Origin of the sequence: Halomonas sp. HG01 (assembly GCF_000968715.2) — a bacterium.
Taxonomy (GTDB): Bacteria; Pseudomonadota; Gammaproteobacteria; order Pseudomonadales; family Halomonadaceae; genus Halomonas; species Halomonas halophila.
This window is the reverse complement of record NZ_CP022134.1, coordinates 2,338,326-2,352,115: the sequence shown is the minus strand read 5'-3', so window position 1 is coordinate 2,352,115 and position 13,790 is coordinate 2,338,326. Positions and strand designations below refer to the sequence as shown.

10 protein-coding genes and 1 other RNA gene are annotated in these 13,790 nt (G+C 66.8%); 3 read left to right on the top strand and 8 right to left on the bottom strand.

The genetic code is table 11. The features are described from left to right. The first annotated feature begins 88 nt into the window (after nucleotides 1-88). Nucleotides 89-3,463, top strand: a complete 3,375-nt coding sequence (mscK, locus tag UN84_RS11075) for a mechanosensitive channel MscK (RefSeq protein ID WP_237022314.1) — start codon at nucleotides 89-91, stop codon at nucleotides 3,461-3,463. Here the strand turns inward: mscK and UN84_RS11070 are convergent. From UN84_RS11070 to UN84_RS11060, 3 genes are all read right to left on the bottom strand, one after another. Further along, a complete protein-coding gene (locus UN84_RS11070; RefSeq protein ID WP_046080120.1) occupies nucleotides 3,460-4,224 on the bottom strand; it encodes a TlyA family RNA methyltransferase in 765 nt (254 codons plus the stop codon). The two genes, mscK and UN84_RS11070, sit on opposite strands and share 4 nt — an antisense overlap. Before the next feature lie 63 nt (nucleotides 4,225-4,287). Beyond that, nucleotides 4,288-6,303 (bottom strand): hypothetical protein, encoded by a 2,016-nt coding sequence (locus tag UN84_RS11065; RefSeq protein ID WP_046080121.1) that lies wholly within the window; start codon nucleotides 6,301-6,303, stop codon nucleotides 4,288-4,290. Between the two features lie 45 nt (nucleotides 6,304-6,348). Beyond that, complete coding sequence (locus tag UN84_RS11060) at nucleotides 6,349-7,572, bottom strand: ATP-grasp domain-containing protein (RefSeq protein ID WP_046080122.1); 1,224 nt, start codon at nucleotides 7,570-7,572, stop codon at nucleotides 6,349-6,351. Nucleotides 7,573-7,819: 247 nt separating this feature from the next. Here UN84_RS11060 and ffs point away from each other — a divergent pair. Beyond that, an RNA gene (gene ffs / locus UN84_RS11055) (signal recognition particle sRNA small type) lies at nucleotides 7,820-7,916 on the top strand. A gap of 342 nt (nucleotides 7,917-8,258) precedes the next feature. Beyond that, nucleotides 8,259-9,404 (top strand): N-acetylmuramoyl-L-alanine amidase, encoded by a 1,146-nt coding sequence (locus tag UN84_RS11050; RefSeq protein WP_046080123.1) that lies wholly within the window; start codon nucleotides 8,259-8,261, stop codon nucleotides 9,402-9,404. 83 nt (nucleotides 9,405-9,487) lie between these two features. Here UN84_RS11050 and nhaC read toward each other — a convergent pair whose 3' ends face one another. The 5 genes from nhaC to UN84_RS11025 all read right to left on the bottom strand — a co-directional run bounded on the left by nhaC (nucleotide 9,488) and on the right by UN84_RS11025 (nucleotide 13,751). Next, nucleotides 9,488-10,945 carry a Na+/H+ antiporter NhaC gene (gene nhaC, locus UN84_RS11045; protein ID WP_046080124.1) on the bottom strand — a complete coding sequence of 486 codons (1,458 nt, stop codon included), beginning with the start codon at nucleotides 10,943-10,945 and terminating at the stop codon, nucleotides 9,488-9,490. A gap of 119 nt (nucleotides 10,946-11,064) precedes the next feature. Beyond that, nucleotides 11,065-11,526, bottom strand: coding sequence for a GNAT family N-acetyltransferase (locus UN84_RS11040; protein WP_046080125.1), 462 nt, complete (start codon nucleotides 11,524-11,526; stop codon nucleotides 11,065-11,067). Between the two features lie 16 nt (nucleotides 11,527-11,542). Continuing rightward, entirely contained in the window at nucleotides 11,543-12,331 is a 789-nt protein-coding gene (locus tag UN84_RS11035) for a transporter substrate-binding domain-containing protein (protein ID WP_202020697.1), read from the bottom strand. Nucleotides 12,332-12,378: 47 nt separating this feature from the next. Beyond that, entirely contained in the window at nucleotides 12,379-13,101 is a 723-nt protein-coding gene (locus UN84_RS11030) for an amino acid ABC transporter ATP-binding protein (protein WP_046080126.1), read from the bottom strand. Next, nucleotides 13,098-13,751, bottom strand: a complete 654-nt coding sequence (locus UN84_RS11025) for an amino acid ABC transporter permease (RefSeq protein ID WP_046080127.1) — start codon at nucleotides 13,749-13,751, stop codon at nucleotides 13,098-13,100. The genes UN84_RS11030 and UN84_RS11025 overlap by 4 nt, the downstream gene beginning before the upstream one ends. Nucleotides 13,752-13,790: the final 39 nt, after the last annotated feature.

The following is a 13,790-nucleotide window of genomic DNA, read 5'->3' as shown; positions in this document are numbered from 1 at the left end:
CCCATGGTATCGCCTTGTCGAGGTGCTCGTGATCGCTTTATCGCGCTGTCGGCGGCCCGTCCGCTTTCACATTCTTTGCTGCCTGCTCGTGCTCATCGCGCTGCTGGTGCCGGTGCCGCTTGCCGCCCAGACCGACGCGCTGCCCGAGCGTTCCACGCTCGAGGAGCGCCTCGCCTCGCTGTGGCCCGAGGAGGGGGCGACCGTGGATGCGGCCACCCAGGAAGGCATCGACGCGCTGGAGGCGACGATCGAGGCCCTGTCGAGCCTCGATGACGTCGAAGGTCGGCTGTCCGAGCTGGAGGCTCGAGCCGAGCGTGCCCCGCAGTCCCTCGACGAGACGCGTCAGGCGCTGTCCGAGGCTCAGGGTCGGCCGCGCCAGGCGCCTGATCGCGAAGCGCTGGAAAAGCTGGAGCTCGAGGCCCTCACCGAGCGGCTGGACACGGTGACCGATGAGCTGGAGGCGGCCCAGGATCGTCTCGCCGAGGTCGAGACCCGGCTGCTGGGCACCCAGACCCTTCCCGAGCGCGCCCAGCAGTCCATCGTCGAGGCCTCTGCGGCGATGGAGGAACACCGGCGTGCCCTCGAAGCGCTGGACGCCCAGGGCGTGGCGTCGGAGGCGCCCCGGCGCCTGAAGCATCGCGTCGAACGCACCCTGGCCGAGCGGCGCCTGGCCCTGCACCGGCGCGAGCTGGCCACCAACTCGCGTTTCCGCGAGCTGGCCCAGCTGCAGCGCGACCTGTACCGGCTCAGGGTCGAGCGACTCGAGACCCGGGTGCGGGCCTTGCAGGCGGCGCTGGAGGCCCGGCGTCGAGAGCAGTCGGAGCAGGCCGTCGCCGAGGCGGTGGGCGACGAGCCGGAGAACGTGGTCAGTCATCCGCAGATCCTCGAAGCGCGCCAGGCCAATCGCGACCTGAGCCTCGAGCTGCTGCGCGCCACCAGTCGCGCCAACGAACTGGGGCGACAGAGCCAGGAAGCGCGTCGCCAGCTCGAGCGGGTGCGCCAGCTGCAGCGGGGGCTCTCCCAGCATATCGAGGCGATCCGCGGCAGCCCATTGCTGTCGCGCATTCTGCGCGAGCAGCGTCGGGCGCTGCCCAGCGTCGAGTCCACCGGCGGCCTGAAGGAGGAAATCGCCGACCTGCGCCTCCAGCAGTTCGAGCTCGATCGTCAGCGCGAGCGCCTGCAGAATGCCGAGCTGCAGGCCAGGCAGCGTCTCGACGAGGCCGACGCCGATGCCCCCGAGGCCGTGGAAGAGGCGCTGGCCCAGCTGCTGCGCGCCCGCCGGGATCTGCTCTCGCGCCTCGAACCCACCTACGGCGAGCTGTTGACCGCCGCCATCGAGCTGCGACTCAACCAGCAGCAGCTGCTCGAAACCAGCCGTGACCTGCGTACCACCATCGACGAGCAGCTGTTCTGGATCGCCAATGCCCGTCCCATGGACCTGAGCTGGCTGAGCCGGCTGCCGAGTCATCTGCGCGCCGAGTGGGGCGAGGGCGAGTGGCGCCGTGCGCTGCCGATCCACTGGCGCTGGCCGGATCCGGCGGCGTTTCTGGCCTCGCCGCTGCTGCTGCTGGCCGGCGTGCTGCTGGGACTGCGCCGGCCGCTGTCGCGTCGCCTCGCTCGCCTGCACGACGAGATCGGTCATCTGCGCCAGGACAGCCAGGGGCATACGCCGCTGGCGGTGGGCGTTGAGGCCCTGCTGGCGCTGCCCGGGCCGCTGTGCCTGTTGGCGGTGTCGCTGGGAATGACGCTGGGTGGCGCCGGACTGGCGGTGAATATCGGCTGGGCGCTGCTGTATCTGGCCCTGGCCTGGGCGGGAATCGCCTGGATGCGACGGCTGCTGGTGCCCGAGGGCGTGGCGACGCGCCATTTCCACTGGCCGGCCGGCTACGTGTCGCAGCTGCGCCTTTGGCTGTGGTGGCTGGGTCTGGCGCTGGTGCCGGTGCTGTTCGTGGGCACCCAGGCCCGTGACGTCGATATCGACCTGACCCAGCGCCCCCTGGCGATATTGTTGCTGCTGGCGGGGTTGGTGGGCATGAGCGTGGCGCTGGCCAGGCTGATCCTGGCCCATACGCCGTTCTTCGGCGTCAAGCTGTTCCGCCTGTTGCTGGGCCTGGCCATGGCGCTGGTGCCCCTGGTGCTGGGCGGGCTGGTGATGCTGGGCTATGCCTATGCGGCGCTCAGCCTGGTGGGGCGTTTCGTGATCACCATTTACCTGCTGGGCGCCTGGATCCTGGTGGAGGCGACGGTGGTGCGCGGGTTGGCCGTGGCGGCGCGGCGCCTGGCCTACCGCCGCGCGCTGGCGCGTCGGCGGGCGATGATGGCCCAGGAGGGTGGCAACGGCGAGCACGGCCAGGAGGTGGTCGAGGAGCCGCCGCTGGACATGCAGCAGGTCAACCAGCAGTCGCTGCGCCTGTCCAAGCTGATCCTGATGCTGGGCTTCGTGGTGGTCTTCTACCTGGTCTGGGCCGACCTGTTGACAGTGTTCGGCTACCTCGAGCAGGTGATGATCCTCGGCGGCGACGGCCAGCAGGGCAGCGAGCTGGTGGGCACGTCGATCTCGGTGGCCGACCTGTGTGTCGCGCTGCTGGTGGTGGCGCTTACGCTGATCATGGCGCGTAACCTGCCGGGGCTGCTGGAGGTGATGGTGCTGTCTCGCCTCGAGCTCAAGCAGGGTAGTGCCTACGCGATCAGCTCGCTGCTGTCCTACGTGATCGTCGGCACCGGGGTGGTCTGGGCGCTGGGCTCCCTCGGGGTGTCATGGAGCAAGCTGCAGTGGCTGGTGGCGGCGCTGGGCGTGGGGCTCGGCTTCGGGCTGCAGGAGATCTTCGCCAACTTCATCTCGGGGCTGATCATCCTGTTCGAGCGCCCGGTGCGCATCGGCGACACCATCACGCTCGGCAACCTCACCGGCACGGTCAACCGCATCCGCATCCGCGCCACCACGGTGACCGACTTCGATCGCAAGGAAATCATCATTCCCAACAAGACGTTCGTCACCGACCAGCTGATCAACTGGTCGCTGTCGGACAACATCACCCGGGTGATCCTGACCTACGGCGTGGCTTACGGCTCGGATCATCGTCTGGTGCAGCGGCTGCTGACCCAGGCCGCCGACGAGAACGCCCGGGTGCTGGCCGACCCCGAGCCCCAGGTCCTGTTCATGCGCTACGGCGAAAGCAGCCTGGAGTTCGAGCTGCGCATCTTCGTCAACAGCCTGGGCGACCGGCTACTGGCCACCGATGAGCTCAACGGCCGGGTCGGCGAGCTGTTCGCCGAGCACGGCCTGGAGATCGCCTTCAATCAGATGGACGTGTGGCTGCGTGACGACAGGGGCCGCGAGGCGCGAATGCCGAGCCGCGGCTCGGGCGAGGCGCCCGCCAATCCGCCGCCCGGGGCGGGCGGCGATCCCGGCGAGTTGGATGCGGGCGATGGCGGGGGAGGGGGCGGCGACGCCGGGCGCTAAGGCGTTTCCTGGCGGCGGGCGTAGAGCAGGAACTCCCTGTTCCCGTCGCCGCCGCGGATTGGGCTCTCCTGCCAGTGCGCGATGGCGAAGCCGGCGTCGGCGCAGGCCTCGCGGATGCGCGCTTCCACCTCGGCGTAGCGCGCGGGGTCGGTGACCAGCCCGCGGGCGTTAACGCCCTCGGGGCCGACCTCGAACTGCGGCTTGACCAGCGACACCAGCTCGCCGCCGACGGGCAGCAGGGCGCCGAGCTCCGGCAGGATCAGCGTCTGCGAGATGAAGGACACGTCCATCACCGCCACCTCGGCGGGATACTCGGCCAGCACCGCGGTCAGGCGCGGGTCGTCTCGCATGGCGCGGGCATTGAGCCCCTCCAGGCAGGTCAGGCGCGGCTCGTTGCGCAGCTCGGCCGCGAGCTGGTCGTGGCCGACCTCGACGCCGATCACATGCGCCGCGCCGTGGCGCAGCGCGCAGTCGCTGAAGCCGCCGGTGGACTGGCCGACGTCGAGCACCGTGCGGCCCTCGAGCGGCAGTGCCAGCGCCTCCAGCAGCGCCTCCAGCTTGAGCCCGGCCCGGGACACGTAGCGCTCCTCCGGATCCTCCTCGACGTGCAACTCGGCGGTGTCCGGCAGCTTCTCGCCGGGCTTGGTCAGCACCCGGCCGCCGTCCTTGAGGCTCACTCGGCCGTGGCGGATCAGGCGCTGGGCGCGGGTGCGCGAGCGCGCCAGTCCCTGGAGGAGCAGCAGCTGGTCGAGGCGTGGCATGGGCGGTCCTGGCAGTCGTGGAGCGGAAAACGGGGCCGCATTATGCCATAGCGGGCGGCCCGGTCAGCCGCCCGGTTCGGCCTGCAGCCCGCCCGGTGGCAGGCGGTCGGCGCCCCAGCTGCGATGCAGGTAGCCGATCGCCCGATCCAGCTCGGCCTCCTCGATGCGCGCCGGTTCGCCGCGCTCCAGCGGATCGTGGTGGAAGATGTAGAGCCGTGAGGCGAACTGGTCGAAGGGCAGCGAGGCCTCGCCGAAGCGCTCGCCGTGGCCGGCGGTGCTGACCTGCACGCCGTCGCCCCAGTCCTGGCCGCTGTCGTTGTTGGGGTTGTAGAAGAACACGCGCATCTCGCCGCCGGGGTCGATGCCGACCCGCAGCAGGGTGATGGCGTGCCAGCCGATGAAGCGGGCGGCGCTGTCGGTGACCGCGATGCCGGCCGGCTGGGGATGAATGAGCGGCTGGTTGCCGTTGTAGTGCGGGTGGTAGCTGGCGTAGAAGTGGCGCAGGAAACCGTCGAGGTCGATCAGCTGACCGCTGGCGACGTCGACGTTGATGCGGAAGCCGCGCCCCGACCACCAGCCGTGGAACTCCGGGTTGACCCAGCGGTGCGGGTCGCCCTCGCGGCCGATGCAGCGCCGTCCCATCTCGGCGTAGATGCGGTCCAGATGCGGCACCACGATCAGCGATACCGGGTCCAGGTCCATGGGCAGCTCGGTGGCCACGCCACCGACGCTTGCCATCGACGAGATCGGCTGGCCTTCGAAGTGCATGATGATCTCGTCGTCGCGGGCCGCCCAGGCCACCATCTGCAGCAGATAGTCCGGGTCGTTGTAGGCCCACATCGACAGCGCTCGGGCCGACTGGCAGGTGGGATTGTTGCCCTGGCCGACGCCCAGCGGCAGGCCGAGCATGCACAGCACGCCTTCCAGCAGCCGCGCCCGGGGCGAGACCGCCTCGCCGAATGCCAGGTTGAGCCGCGCCGTCGACCAGTCCGACAGCGTGAGCCCCAGCTGACGCCATATGGCCGGTGCCACCGGCGGCTGATACAGGATGCCGCGCTCGAGCATCAGCGCCAGGCCGTAGACCGCCTGGGCGGTATCGGGGTGGAGCCCGCCGCGGATCAGCGCATGCACCAGCTCGCGATAGCACAGCAGGCAGTCGCGGCCGGTGGAGGAGAGCCCCAGCGCCTCGCCGATCAGGGTATCGCCGTTGTCCAGCAGGTGGCGCAGCAGCACCGGGTGATAGGGCGACACCAGGCCGGTGTCGTGCATCGATCTGGCGAAGCCGGTGGCCTCGGCCTGCAGCGCGCTGGCGTCCATGCTGGCCAGGCGCTGGCGATAGACCTCGAGGCCCGGGTCCTCGCGGCAGGCGTGGGACGGGCCGAACAGCGCGCTGACCAGGCGGTCGGCGCCCTGGCCGCTGGTGCCCAGGTCGATGGCCGGGTCGGCCTGGCAGATGGCGATCTGGGTGATCATCTGCTTGACCGGCCCGACCTGGATCGGGCGCTGCTGGAGGATGCGCCAGATCTCGCCGATCAGCCGGTCGATGATGTGTTCGTAGCCGATGCGCTGTGCTAGATGGGCGAACAGGCGCCGCGGCAGCTCGGCCAGACGACCCTGGGTCTCCCGCTCGGCCTCGCTGGGCGCGCCGAACAGCAGCCACAGGTTCAGGGCGATCACCTGGGTCAGGTAGTGGTGGGCCTGCTCCGCGGAGAGCATGGCATGGCGGACGTCGCCCTTGGCCACCGCCAGCAGGCGCAGTTCGCTGAGTGCCTCGATCGTCACCACGTTGGGATCGGCGCTCTTCAGCGCCTGGGTGGTCAGCGAGGGCACCAGGAACTGGGGCGTGGCCCAGTCCGAGCCCTCGAAGACGCCCGCGGCCTCGAGGGCCGCGGTGCGGGGTTCGATCGCCGCGGCGCCGCCTTCCTGCAGCAGCACGCGGCGGGCGGTGTCGAGCACCCGCGGTAGCTTGCCCGGCTTGGCGAAGTCTCGGGCCTCGTTCAGCAGGGCCGTGGCTTCGTCCAGTCGAGCCAGCAGGCCCGTGAGCTTGTCGTCGCCGGTTGGCGTGGATGGACTGGTCACACCGACTCCTCGTCGTCCATGGGTAACGCCTCCATGACGCGCCTGTCAGACATAGAAATCAAGTTCTTCCATGTGCTTGAGCAGGTCGCGCATGCGGTGAGGCTCGTCGCCCTTGAAGTAGATCAGCCCCCAGTGGGTGCCGAAAGCGGTGCGCTTGGTGACGGTTTCCTGCAGCGGGGGCGTCAGCTCGTGGGATTCGAAGTAGGGATCGTCCTCGACCTCCTCGGGAATCTCCAGGCGGCTGACCACACGCAGTCGCGGATAGACCCCGAAGCAGCCCGCGTAGCCGTCGGCATCGACGACTTCCCTGGGGAAGAAGTCGGCGACCTCCTCGGCGGTGGACTTGGGATCGAACACCAGCATGCTGGCCTGGTAGGCGTTGAAGCCGTAGACCCGTTCGAGCAGCTCGAAGACCTTGAACCCCGGCGGCCGATAGGCGACCTCGCCGAAGTACATCTCGCCGTCGCTGGTGACGAAGTACTCCGGGTGGATCAGGCCGAAGGAGATGTCGAAGGCCTTGATCAGCTTCTCGATCTGGGCGGTGATCTGCGGGCGATACCGCTCGAGCTCCGGCGAGGCGGGCACGAACACCGAATAGCCCAGGGTCACGTACTCGGAGATGTTCAGGAAGGCGATCTTGCCGTCGTGGATCCAGGCCTCAACGGCGAACTCCCAGCCATCCAGGTGCGACTCCATCAGCACCGGGAATTCCTCCTCGGGGATGGTATCGACCTCGTCCGGCGTGCGGATCACTCGGTGACCCAGGCAGCCGGCCTTGTCGAAGGCCTTGAGGTGGATGGGGTCGTTGGGGTCGCCATCCAGCTTGAGCAGGGTCTGGTTGACGCGCTTGAGGAAGCGGATCACGTCATCCTTGTCGTGGGCCTCCTCGAAGATACCCACGCGGATGCCGCCGAGCTGAGCGCGGCGCTTCATCAACGCCTTGTCGCGCAAGAGCAGCGACTGGCCGTAGAGCCGCGGGCTGTCGAGCAGCACCGAGTTGATGGCGCCGGCCCATTCCACGGTTTCCTCGAACAGCGGGATGGCGACATCGACGCCCATCTCCTTGAGCGTCTCGGCGATCTCCAGCGAGCGGTCGTTCAGGCGCTCGAAGTTCCAGGAAAGATAGGGGATGTCGTGCTTCTGGCAGTATTCCTCGGCCCAGTCCGGGGCCACCACCACGTAGCGGCGGTCGAAATTGGCGGCGGCCTCGATGGCATTCAGGCTCCAGCCGAGTAGTGCGATATGGCCCTTGTCCGGGTTCTTGTTCATGGACGCCTCCGTCGGCGGTTCACGATGAAGCCTCCCGCCGTGCGGCGAGAGACGAGTCACCCCTCACCATAGCCCCTTGTGGCGGATCAGAAAGTGAGACGCTTCCACGCACCGGTATCCGGATCGCAATCGCTCCTTGCTGCGCCGGCGGTCGCTTGGTATAGTGCGCGGCGTTCGGCAAGTGACTGATCCCGCTCAGAGAACTGCCTGACCCAAATGGCACGTCAAGTGCCCGCTGTGGTGGCCCCTTAGGTCCTCCCGCAACGCTAAGTCGCAAACCCCGCCAGGCCCGGAAGGGAGCAACGGTAGTGATGGACGCGTGTGCCGGGATGTGGCTTTTGGGGCCGCCTCCATTTTGGGCCGCATTTTTTCCCGCCGAGCCCTCTTTCCTGTTCCGCCTTATCCTTCGCTTCGCCGTCTTCGGCCGAGGCCAGGCGTGGCCGCGCACATGTCTTCTCCACGGTTTGCCAAGCGCGTGAGCACTTGGGGCACGTTTTGCTTCGACAATGGTCCGAGGCTTGCGCCGACGGCGCCGTGAGCCGAATGGCGACGGGGCGTTGGTCGCCGGCACGTGATGTTATAAAATAACATTTTTTCGCTGCGGATGCCGCCGATGCGCGGGCAGCGCTCGGCGTCTGCGGACGTTCGAGAGTCAAGGATCGCTTGCAAAAATGGAGTCTGGCCCGATGGAAAGAAGGCGCTTTCTCGGTGCGCTGGCCGTGCTGTCGCTGTTTCCCTCTTCTCTGGCGCTGGCCGATGAGCGTCGCGCCAACCGCTACAGCCTGTCGTCGAGCGGTGGCTCGGCGACGCTGACGATCGAGCTGCCCGAGGAAGCCGATTACCGATCGTTCAGCCTCGATGGCCCGCCGCGCTTCGTGATCGACCTCAAGCGGATTGATCGTGTCCTGCCGACGCACTCGGTGGAAACGAGCGGGACGATCGTCAAGCGCGTGCGAACCGGTGCGCGGCAGGACGGCGTTCGGCTGGTGGTGGATCTGGTGCGTTCCGTGCCGACCCGGGTGACGGTGCAGGACGCGGGCCGTGGCCTCAAACGGCTGGTGGTCCAGCTCGGTGAGGGCGATCCGATCATGGCATTGATGGGAGAAGCGAAGGCGGCCGACGACGGCCCGCGGCCGGCGGTGATCGCCATCGATGCCGGCCACGGCGGGCGTGATCCGGGCTGCATCAGCGCCTCGGATCACTACGAGAAGTTCGTGGCGCTCGGCATCGCCGCCAAGCTGTGTCGTCGCCTCGAGGCCGATACGCGCTTCCGGCCTATCATGACGCGAGACGACGACACCTTCATTCCCCTGCACGAGCGGGTGCTGATCGCCCGGGACCGCCAGGCGGACATGTTCGTCTCGCTGCACGCCGATTCCGCGCCGCGCACGAGCGCCTCCGGGGCCTCTGTCTACGTGCTGGGGGCGGACGAGGCCGGCTCGGCGGAGGCGCGCTGGCTGGCCGAGAGCGAGAACAGCGCCGACCGCTACGCCTCGACCCGCCAGAGTCGCATCTACAGCCAGGACCCCGAGGTGCAGGACATCCTGCTGGACCTGTCCATGAGCAGTACGCTCGCGTCCAGTCGCGACCTGGCCAAGACGATGCTGCACCACCTGTCGCAGACCACCAATCTTCACAATGACCGCGTCAATGCCGCCGGCTTCGCCGTGCTCAAGTCGCCGGAGATCCCGTCGATCCTGGTCGAGAACGGCTTCATGTCCAATCATCAGGACTGCCAGCGGCTGCTGACCGATGGCCACCAGCAGGGCCTGGCGGAGGCCCTCCACCAGAGCATCGGCGACTATTTCGAGCGCTATCCGCTGCACGCCTGATGGCACGACGTTCCAGGTGGTCAACGAAAAGGGCATCGTGCCGTGCACGATGCCCTTTTGGCGTGGTGATGGTACGGCAGTGCTCAGCCGGGCTGTGCCGTCTCCCGGTGTTCCTGTTCATAGGCGTTGACGTCGTTACGCTCGCCTTCGCGCCAGATGAAGACGTTGAACATCGCATAGAGGATGGCGATCACCGGGGTGATCAGCGCCAGGAAGGTCCAGCCCATGTAGTCCCAGGCCGAGACGTCGAGCACGCCCATGTAGTAGGCGCCGCCCAGGCCCCAGGGCACCAGCGGCGAGGTCACGGTGGCGGAGTCCTCGCAGGTGCGCGAGCACACCGATGGCAGGATCCTCAGGCGCCGATAGGCCGGCACCAGCATGCGGCCGGGGATGATGATGGCGATGTACTGGCTCGCCGAGAACAGGTTGGTGGCCAGCGAGGCGACGACGTGGGTGACGATCAGGCCGCGGGAGTGGCTCACCAGCTTGCCCATCCGGTCGAGCAGCACCTCGAGCATGCGGGTCTTTTCCAGCAGGCCGCCGAGGCTCAGGCCGATGAAGCCCAGCGAGATGGTCCACATCATTTCCTGCAGACCGCCGCGGCTGAGCAGGCTGTCCACCGCCTCGATACCGGTCTCGGAGACGAAGCCATAGTTCATGTAGTTCATCATGTCGCCGATGGCCACGCCCTGTACGCCGACGGCCATGGCGGCGCCGACCAGGCTGCCGATGACCATCACGGCGAGGGCGTTGACGCGGCGATAGGCCAGTACCACCACGATCAGCGGCGGCAGGAAGGCGAACAGGCTGACCGAGTAGTTGGCCTGGATGCCCTGCAGCAGCTGGTCGGTCTGGGTGGTATCGATGCCGTCGCTCTGATAGCCCAGGCCGATGAAGAAGAACAGGATCACCGAGAGGATCAGGGCCGGGCCGGTGGTGTAGAACATCGAGCGGATGTGGTCGAACAGGTTGGCCTCGGCGATGCCGGCCGCCAGGTTGGTGGAGTCGGAGACCGGGGAGATCTTGTCGCCGAAGATCGCGCCCGAAATGACCGCACCGGCGGTCATGGCGGGCGGAATTTCCAGGCCGCCGCCGATGCCCATGAAGGCCACGCCGAAGGTGGCGGCGGTGGTCCAGGAGCTGCCCGTCACCAGCGAGGCGATGGAGCACACGATCACGGCGGTGAACAGGAAGTAGGACGGATCGATCAGCGTCAGGCCGTAGTACACCAGCGAGGGGATGGTGCCCGAGGCGATCCAGCTGGCCACCAGCACGCCGACCATCATCAGGATCAGCATCGGCAGCATGGCGATCTCGCAGCCGTAGAGGATGCCCTTCTGGACGTCATGCCAGCGAAAGCCCGAGAGCAGCGCGACGATCGCGCAGACCACGATCGCCAGGATCAGCGAGATATGGGTCACCCAGTCCTCACCGAGGATGAATATCTGGGCGAACATCATGAAGCACAGGAAAGCGATGCAGCTCGCGGCCCCGAGAAGCGAAGGGCGCGGGTCTGTCTCTGTCGTTGTGGTACGGGACATGTCGTGGCTCCTTTGCGGAGTTGGGCGTGTTGCCTGGGGGAAGCCGGTCGCGTCCTTGCTGACCGGCCATCCCCGTCTCTCGCCGGCGCAGCGCGCCGACGGTCAGGGGTGTCATGCCGTCACGGGAGACGGGTCTTCATGATGTCCATGCGGTTCCCGTTCAGCCGATATTCCTCCACGGTCGACCAGCCGATCCTGGCGTAGTAGGGCGCCTTGTCCTCGGTGATCAGGTAGAGGGTCGGGTGCCCCTGCTCGCCGATCGCCGCCTTGGCGTGCTCGATCAGGCGCTTGCCGATGCCTTTGCCTCGGTGCTCGCCGGAGACGTAGATCCGCGAGATCCAGGGGGTGTAATCGGGCCGGTCGGGGACATCGTGTTCGACGAGGCAGATGCTGCCGACCAGCCTGTCATCCTCCAAGGCGACGAAGGTGCAGGGGAGACGTCCGGCCTCGCAGTGTTCCTGGAGCCTCGCCATGCGGGTCGGCGTGTCGACGCGGCTGTCCAGGTGGCCCCATTCATGCTGATGCCATTCCGCCAGCTGCGGGATATGAGGCTCCGTCAGGAACTCGATCGTGATGCTCATGAGAGGGGAGCCTCTGTCAGTCGTTCATGATGTCGCGGCCGAAATACTCGTGGCTGATGGCGGCGTAGGTGCCGTCGTTCATGATCGCCTCGAGCGCCTCGTTGATCTTCCCGAGCAGCTCGCTGTCCTCCTTGTTGACGGCGATGCCCATCCGGTCGACGTAGAGCGGCTCACCGAGCTTCTGGATCGGCAGGTCGTTTTCGTTGATGGCGTATTCGCCCACCAGTTGGTCGGTGATCACGGCATCCAGTCGGCCGCGGATCGTCAGATCGTTGAGCGCCGTCACGTCGCTGGGATAGGTCTGAATGTCATCGGTGATCTCGCGGGCGACTTCCTGGAAGGTGCTGGAAACGAGCACGCCGATGCGCTTGCCTTCGAGCTCGTCCAGGGAGTCGATGTCGCTGTCCTCGCCGACGAAGACCTGGGCGCCGGAGGTGTAGTACGGGTCCGAGAAGGCCACCTCCTTCTGGCGCTCTTCGGTGATGGCCATGCTGCCGATGATGGCGTCGAAGCGGTCGGACTTGAGGGCGGCGATCAGCGTTTGCCATGGATTGACCGTCGGTTCCGGCTGCATGCCGATCTGCCGAGCAATGGCCGTGCCGATATCGACGTCGAAGCCGTAGACCCGCTGGCCCTGGCGGGTGTTGAAGGGCGGATACTGGCCGTCCATGGCGAAGACGAAGGTCCCGTCCTCGCCGGCCGCCCTAGCGTTGTCGAGCGGCACGAGGCCGATGGCGGCGGCGAGGGTCGCCATGCCCGCCGCGGCGGCGAGGCGGCCGATGAAGGGTTTGTTTTTGGGCTGCATGAGTGTCTTGTCGTTCATTGTTGTTGCCTCTGATATGGGGCCGGCGGTCAGATGACGCGGCTGAGGAACTGCTGTGTCTTGGGATGGGTGGGGTGGTTGAAGAAGGTCTGGGGATCGCCCTGCTCGGCGATGGTGCCGCTGTCGAGGAAGACCACTCGGTCGGCGACTTCCCGAGCGAAGCCCATCTCGTGGGTGACCACCACCATGGTCATGCCGTCGGCGGCCAGGGATTTCATGACGTCCAGCACCTCGCCGACGAGTTCTGGGTCCAGGGCGGAGGTGGGCTCGTCGAACAGCATGACGTCGGGTTCCATGGCCAGGGCCCGGGCGATGCCCACGCGCTGCTTCTGGCCCCCGGAGAGCTGGTCCGGGTAGACGTCCCCCTTGTCGGCCAGGCCGACATCGGCCAGCAGTCCTCGGGCCTTATCGATGGCCTGGGCCTTGGGGGCGCGCTTGACTCGGACCGGCGCCTCAATGATGTTCTCTAGCACTGTCATGTGCGGAAAGAGATTGAAATGCTGGAAGACCATGCCGACATGCTCGCGGTATTCGTTGAGCGGTGTGGTGGCGGGGTCGATCTCGCGGCCATCGAAGTGGATGCTGCCCTCGTCCTTGATGCCCAGGAAGTTGAGGCAGCGCAGCAGAGTGCTTTTTCCCGAGCCGCTGGCGCCGATGAGTACCACGACTTCCTGCGGCTTAATCTCCAGGTCCACGCCCTTGAGGACGTGAAGCTCCCCGAAATACTTGTGAAGATTCTTGACGGTAATCATTGGGCGGTCTCCATCCGGTTCTCGAGGCGGCTCAGAAGGTAAGTGAAGAGGACTACCATCACCAGGTAGTAGAGCCCCGCGATGGTGTAGAACTCGAGCTGCTTGAAGGTGACGGCCGCATTGTCCATCGACAGGCTGAAGATCTCGGTGATGCCGATGAAGGCCACCAGAGAGGAGTCCTTGAGGCCGATGATGAACTGGTTGCCCATGGACGGAATGGCGCGCTTGAAGGCCTGAGGCAGGATGATGCGGCGCATCGCGAGTCCGCGCTTCATGCCCAGTGACTGCGCCGCCTCCATCTGGCCACGATCTACTGATTGGATGGAACCGCGGAAGATTTCGGCGATATAGGCACCGCTGTGGATGGCCAGGGCGATGGTGCCGGCCCAGAACGCCGACAGCACGACGATGTTGGTGATGCCGAAATAGAGCCACATGATTTGCACGATCAGCGGCGTGCCGCGGATGATGCCGACATAGCCGTTGTAGATGGCGCCCAGAATCTTGAGGCCGGATACTTTCATCAGGGCGAAGAGCAGCCCGAGTATCAGCGCCAATACCAGGGAGATGCCGGTGATTTTCAGGGTGATCCAGGCGGCCTGGAGGAAGCCCGGAAAGGTGGATATAAGGTCATGAAGAAACGACGTCATTGTTGAATTCCTTGTTGGTGACGTAGGTGGAGAGGCACG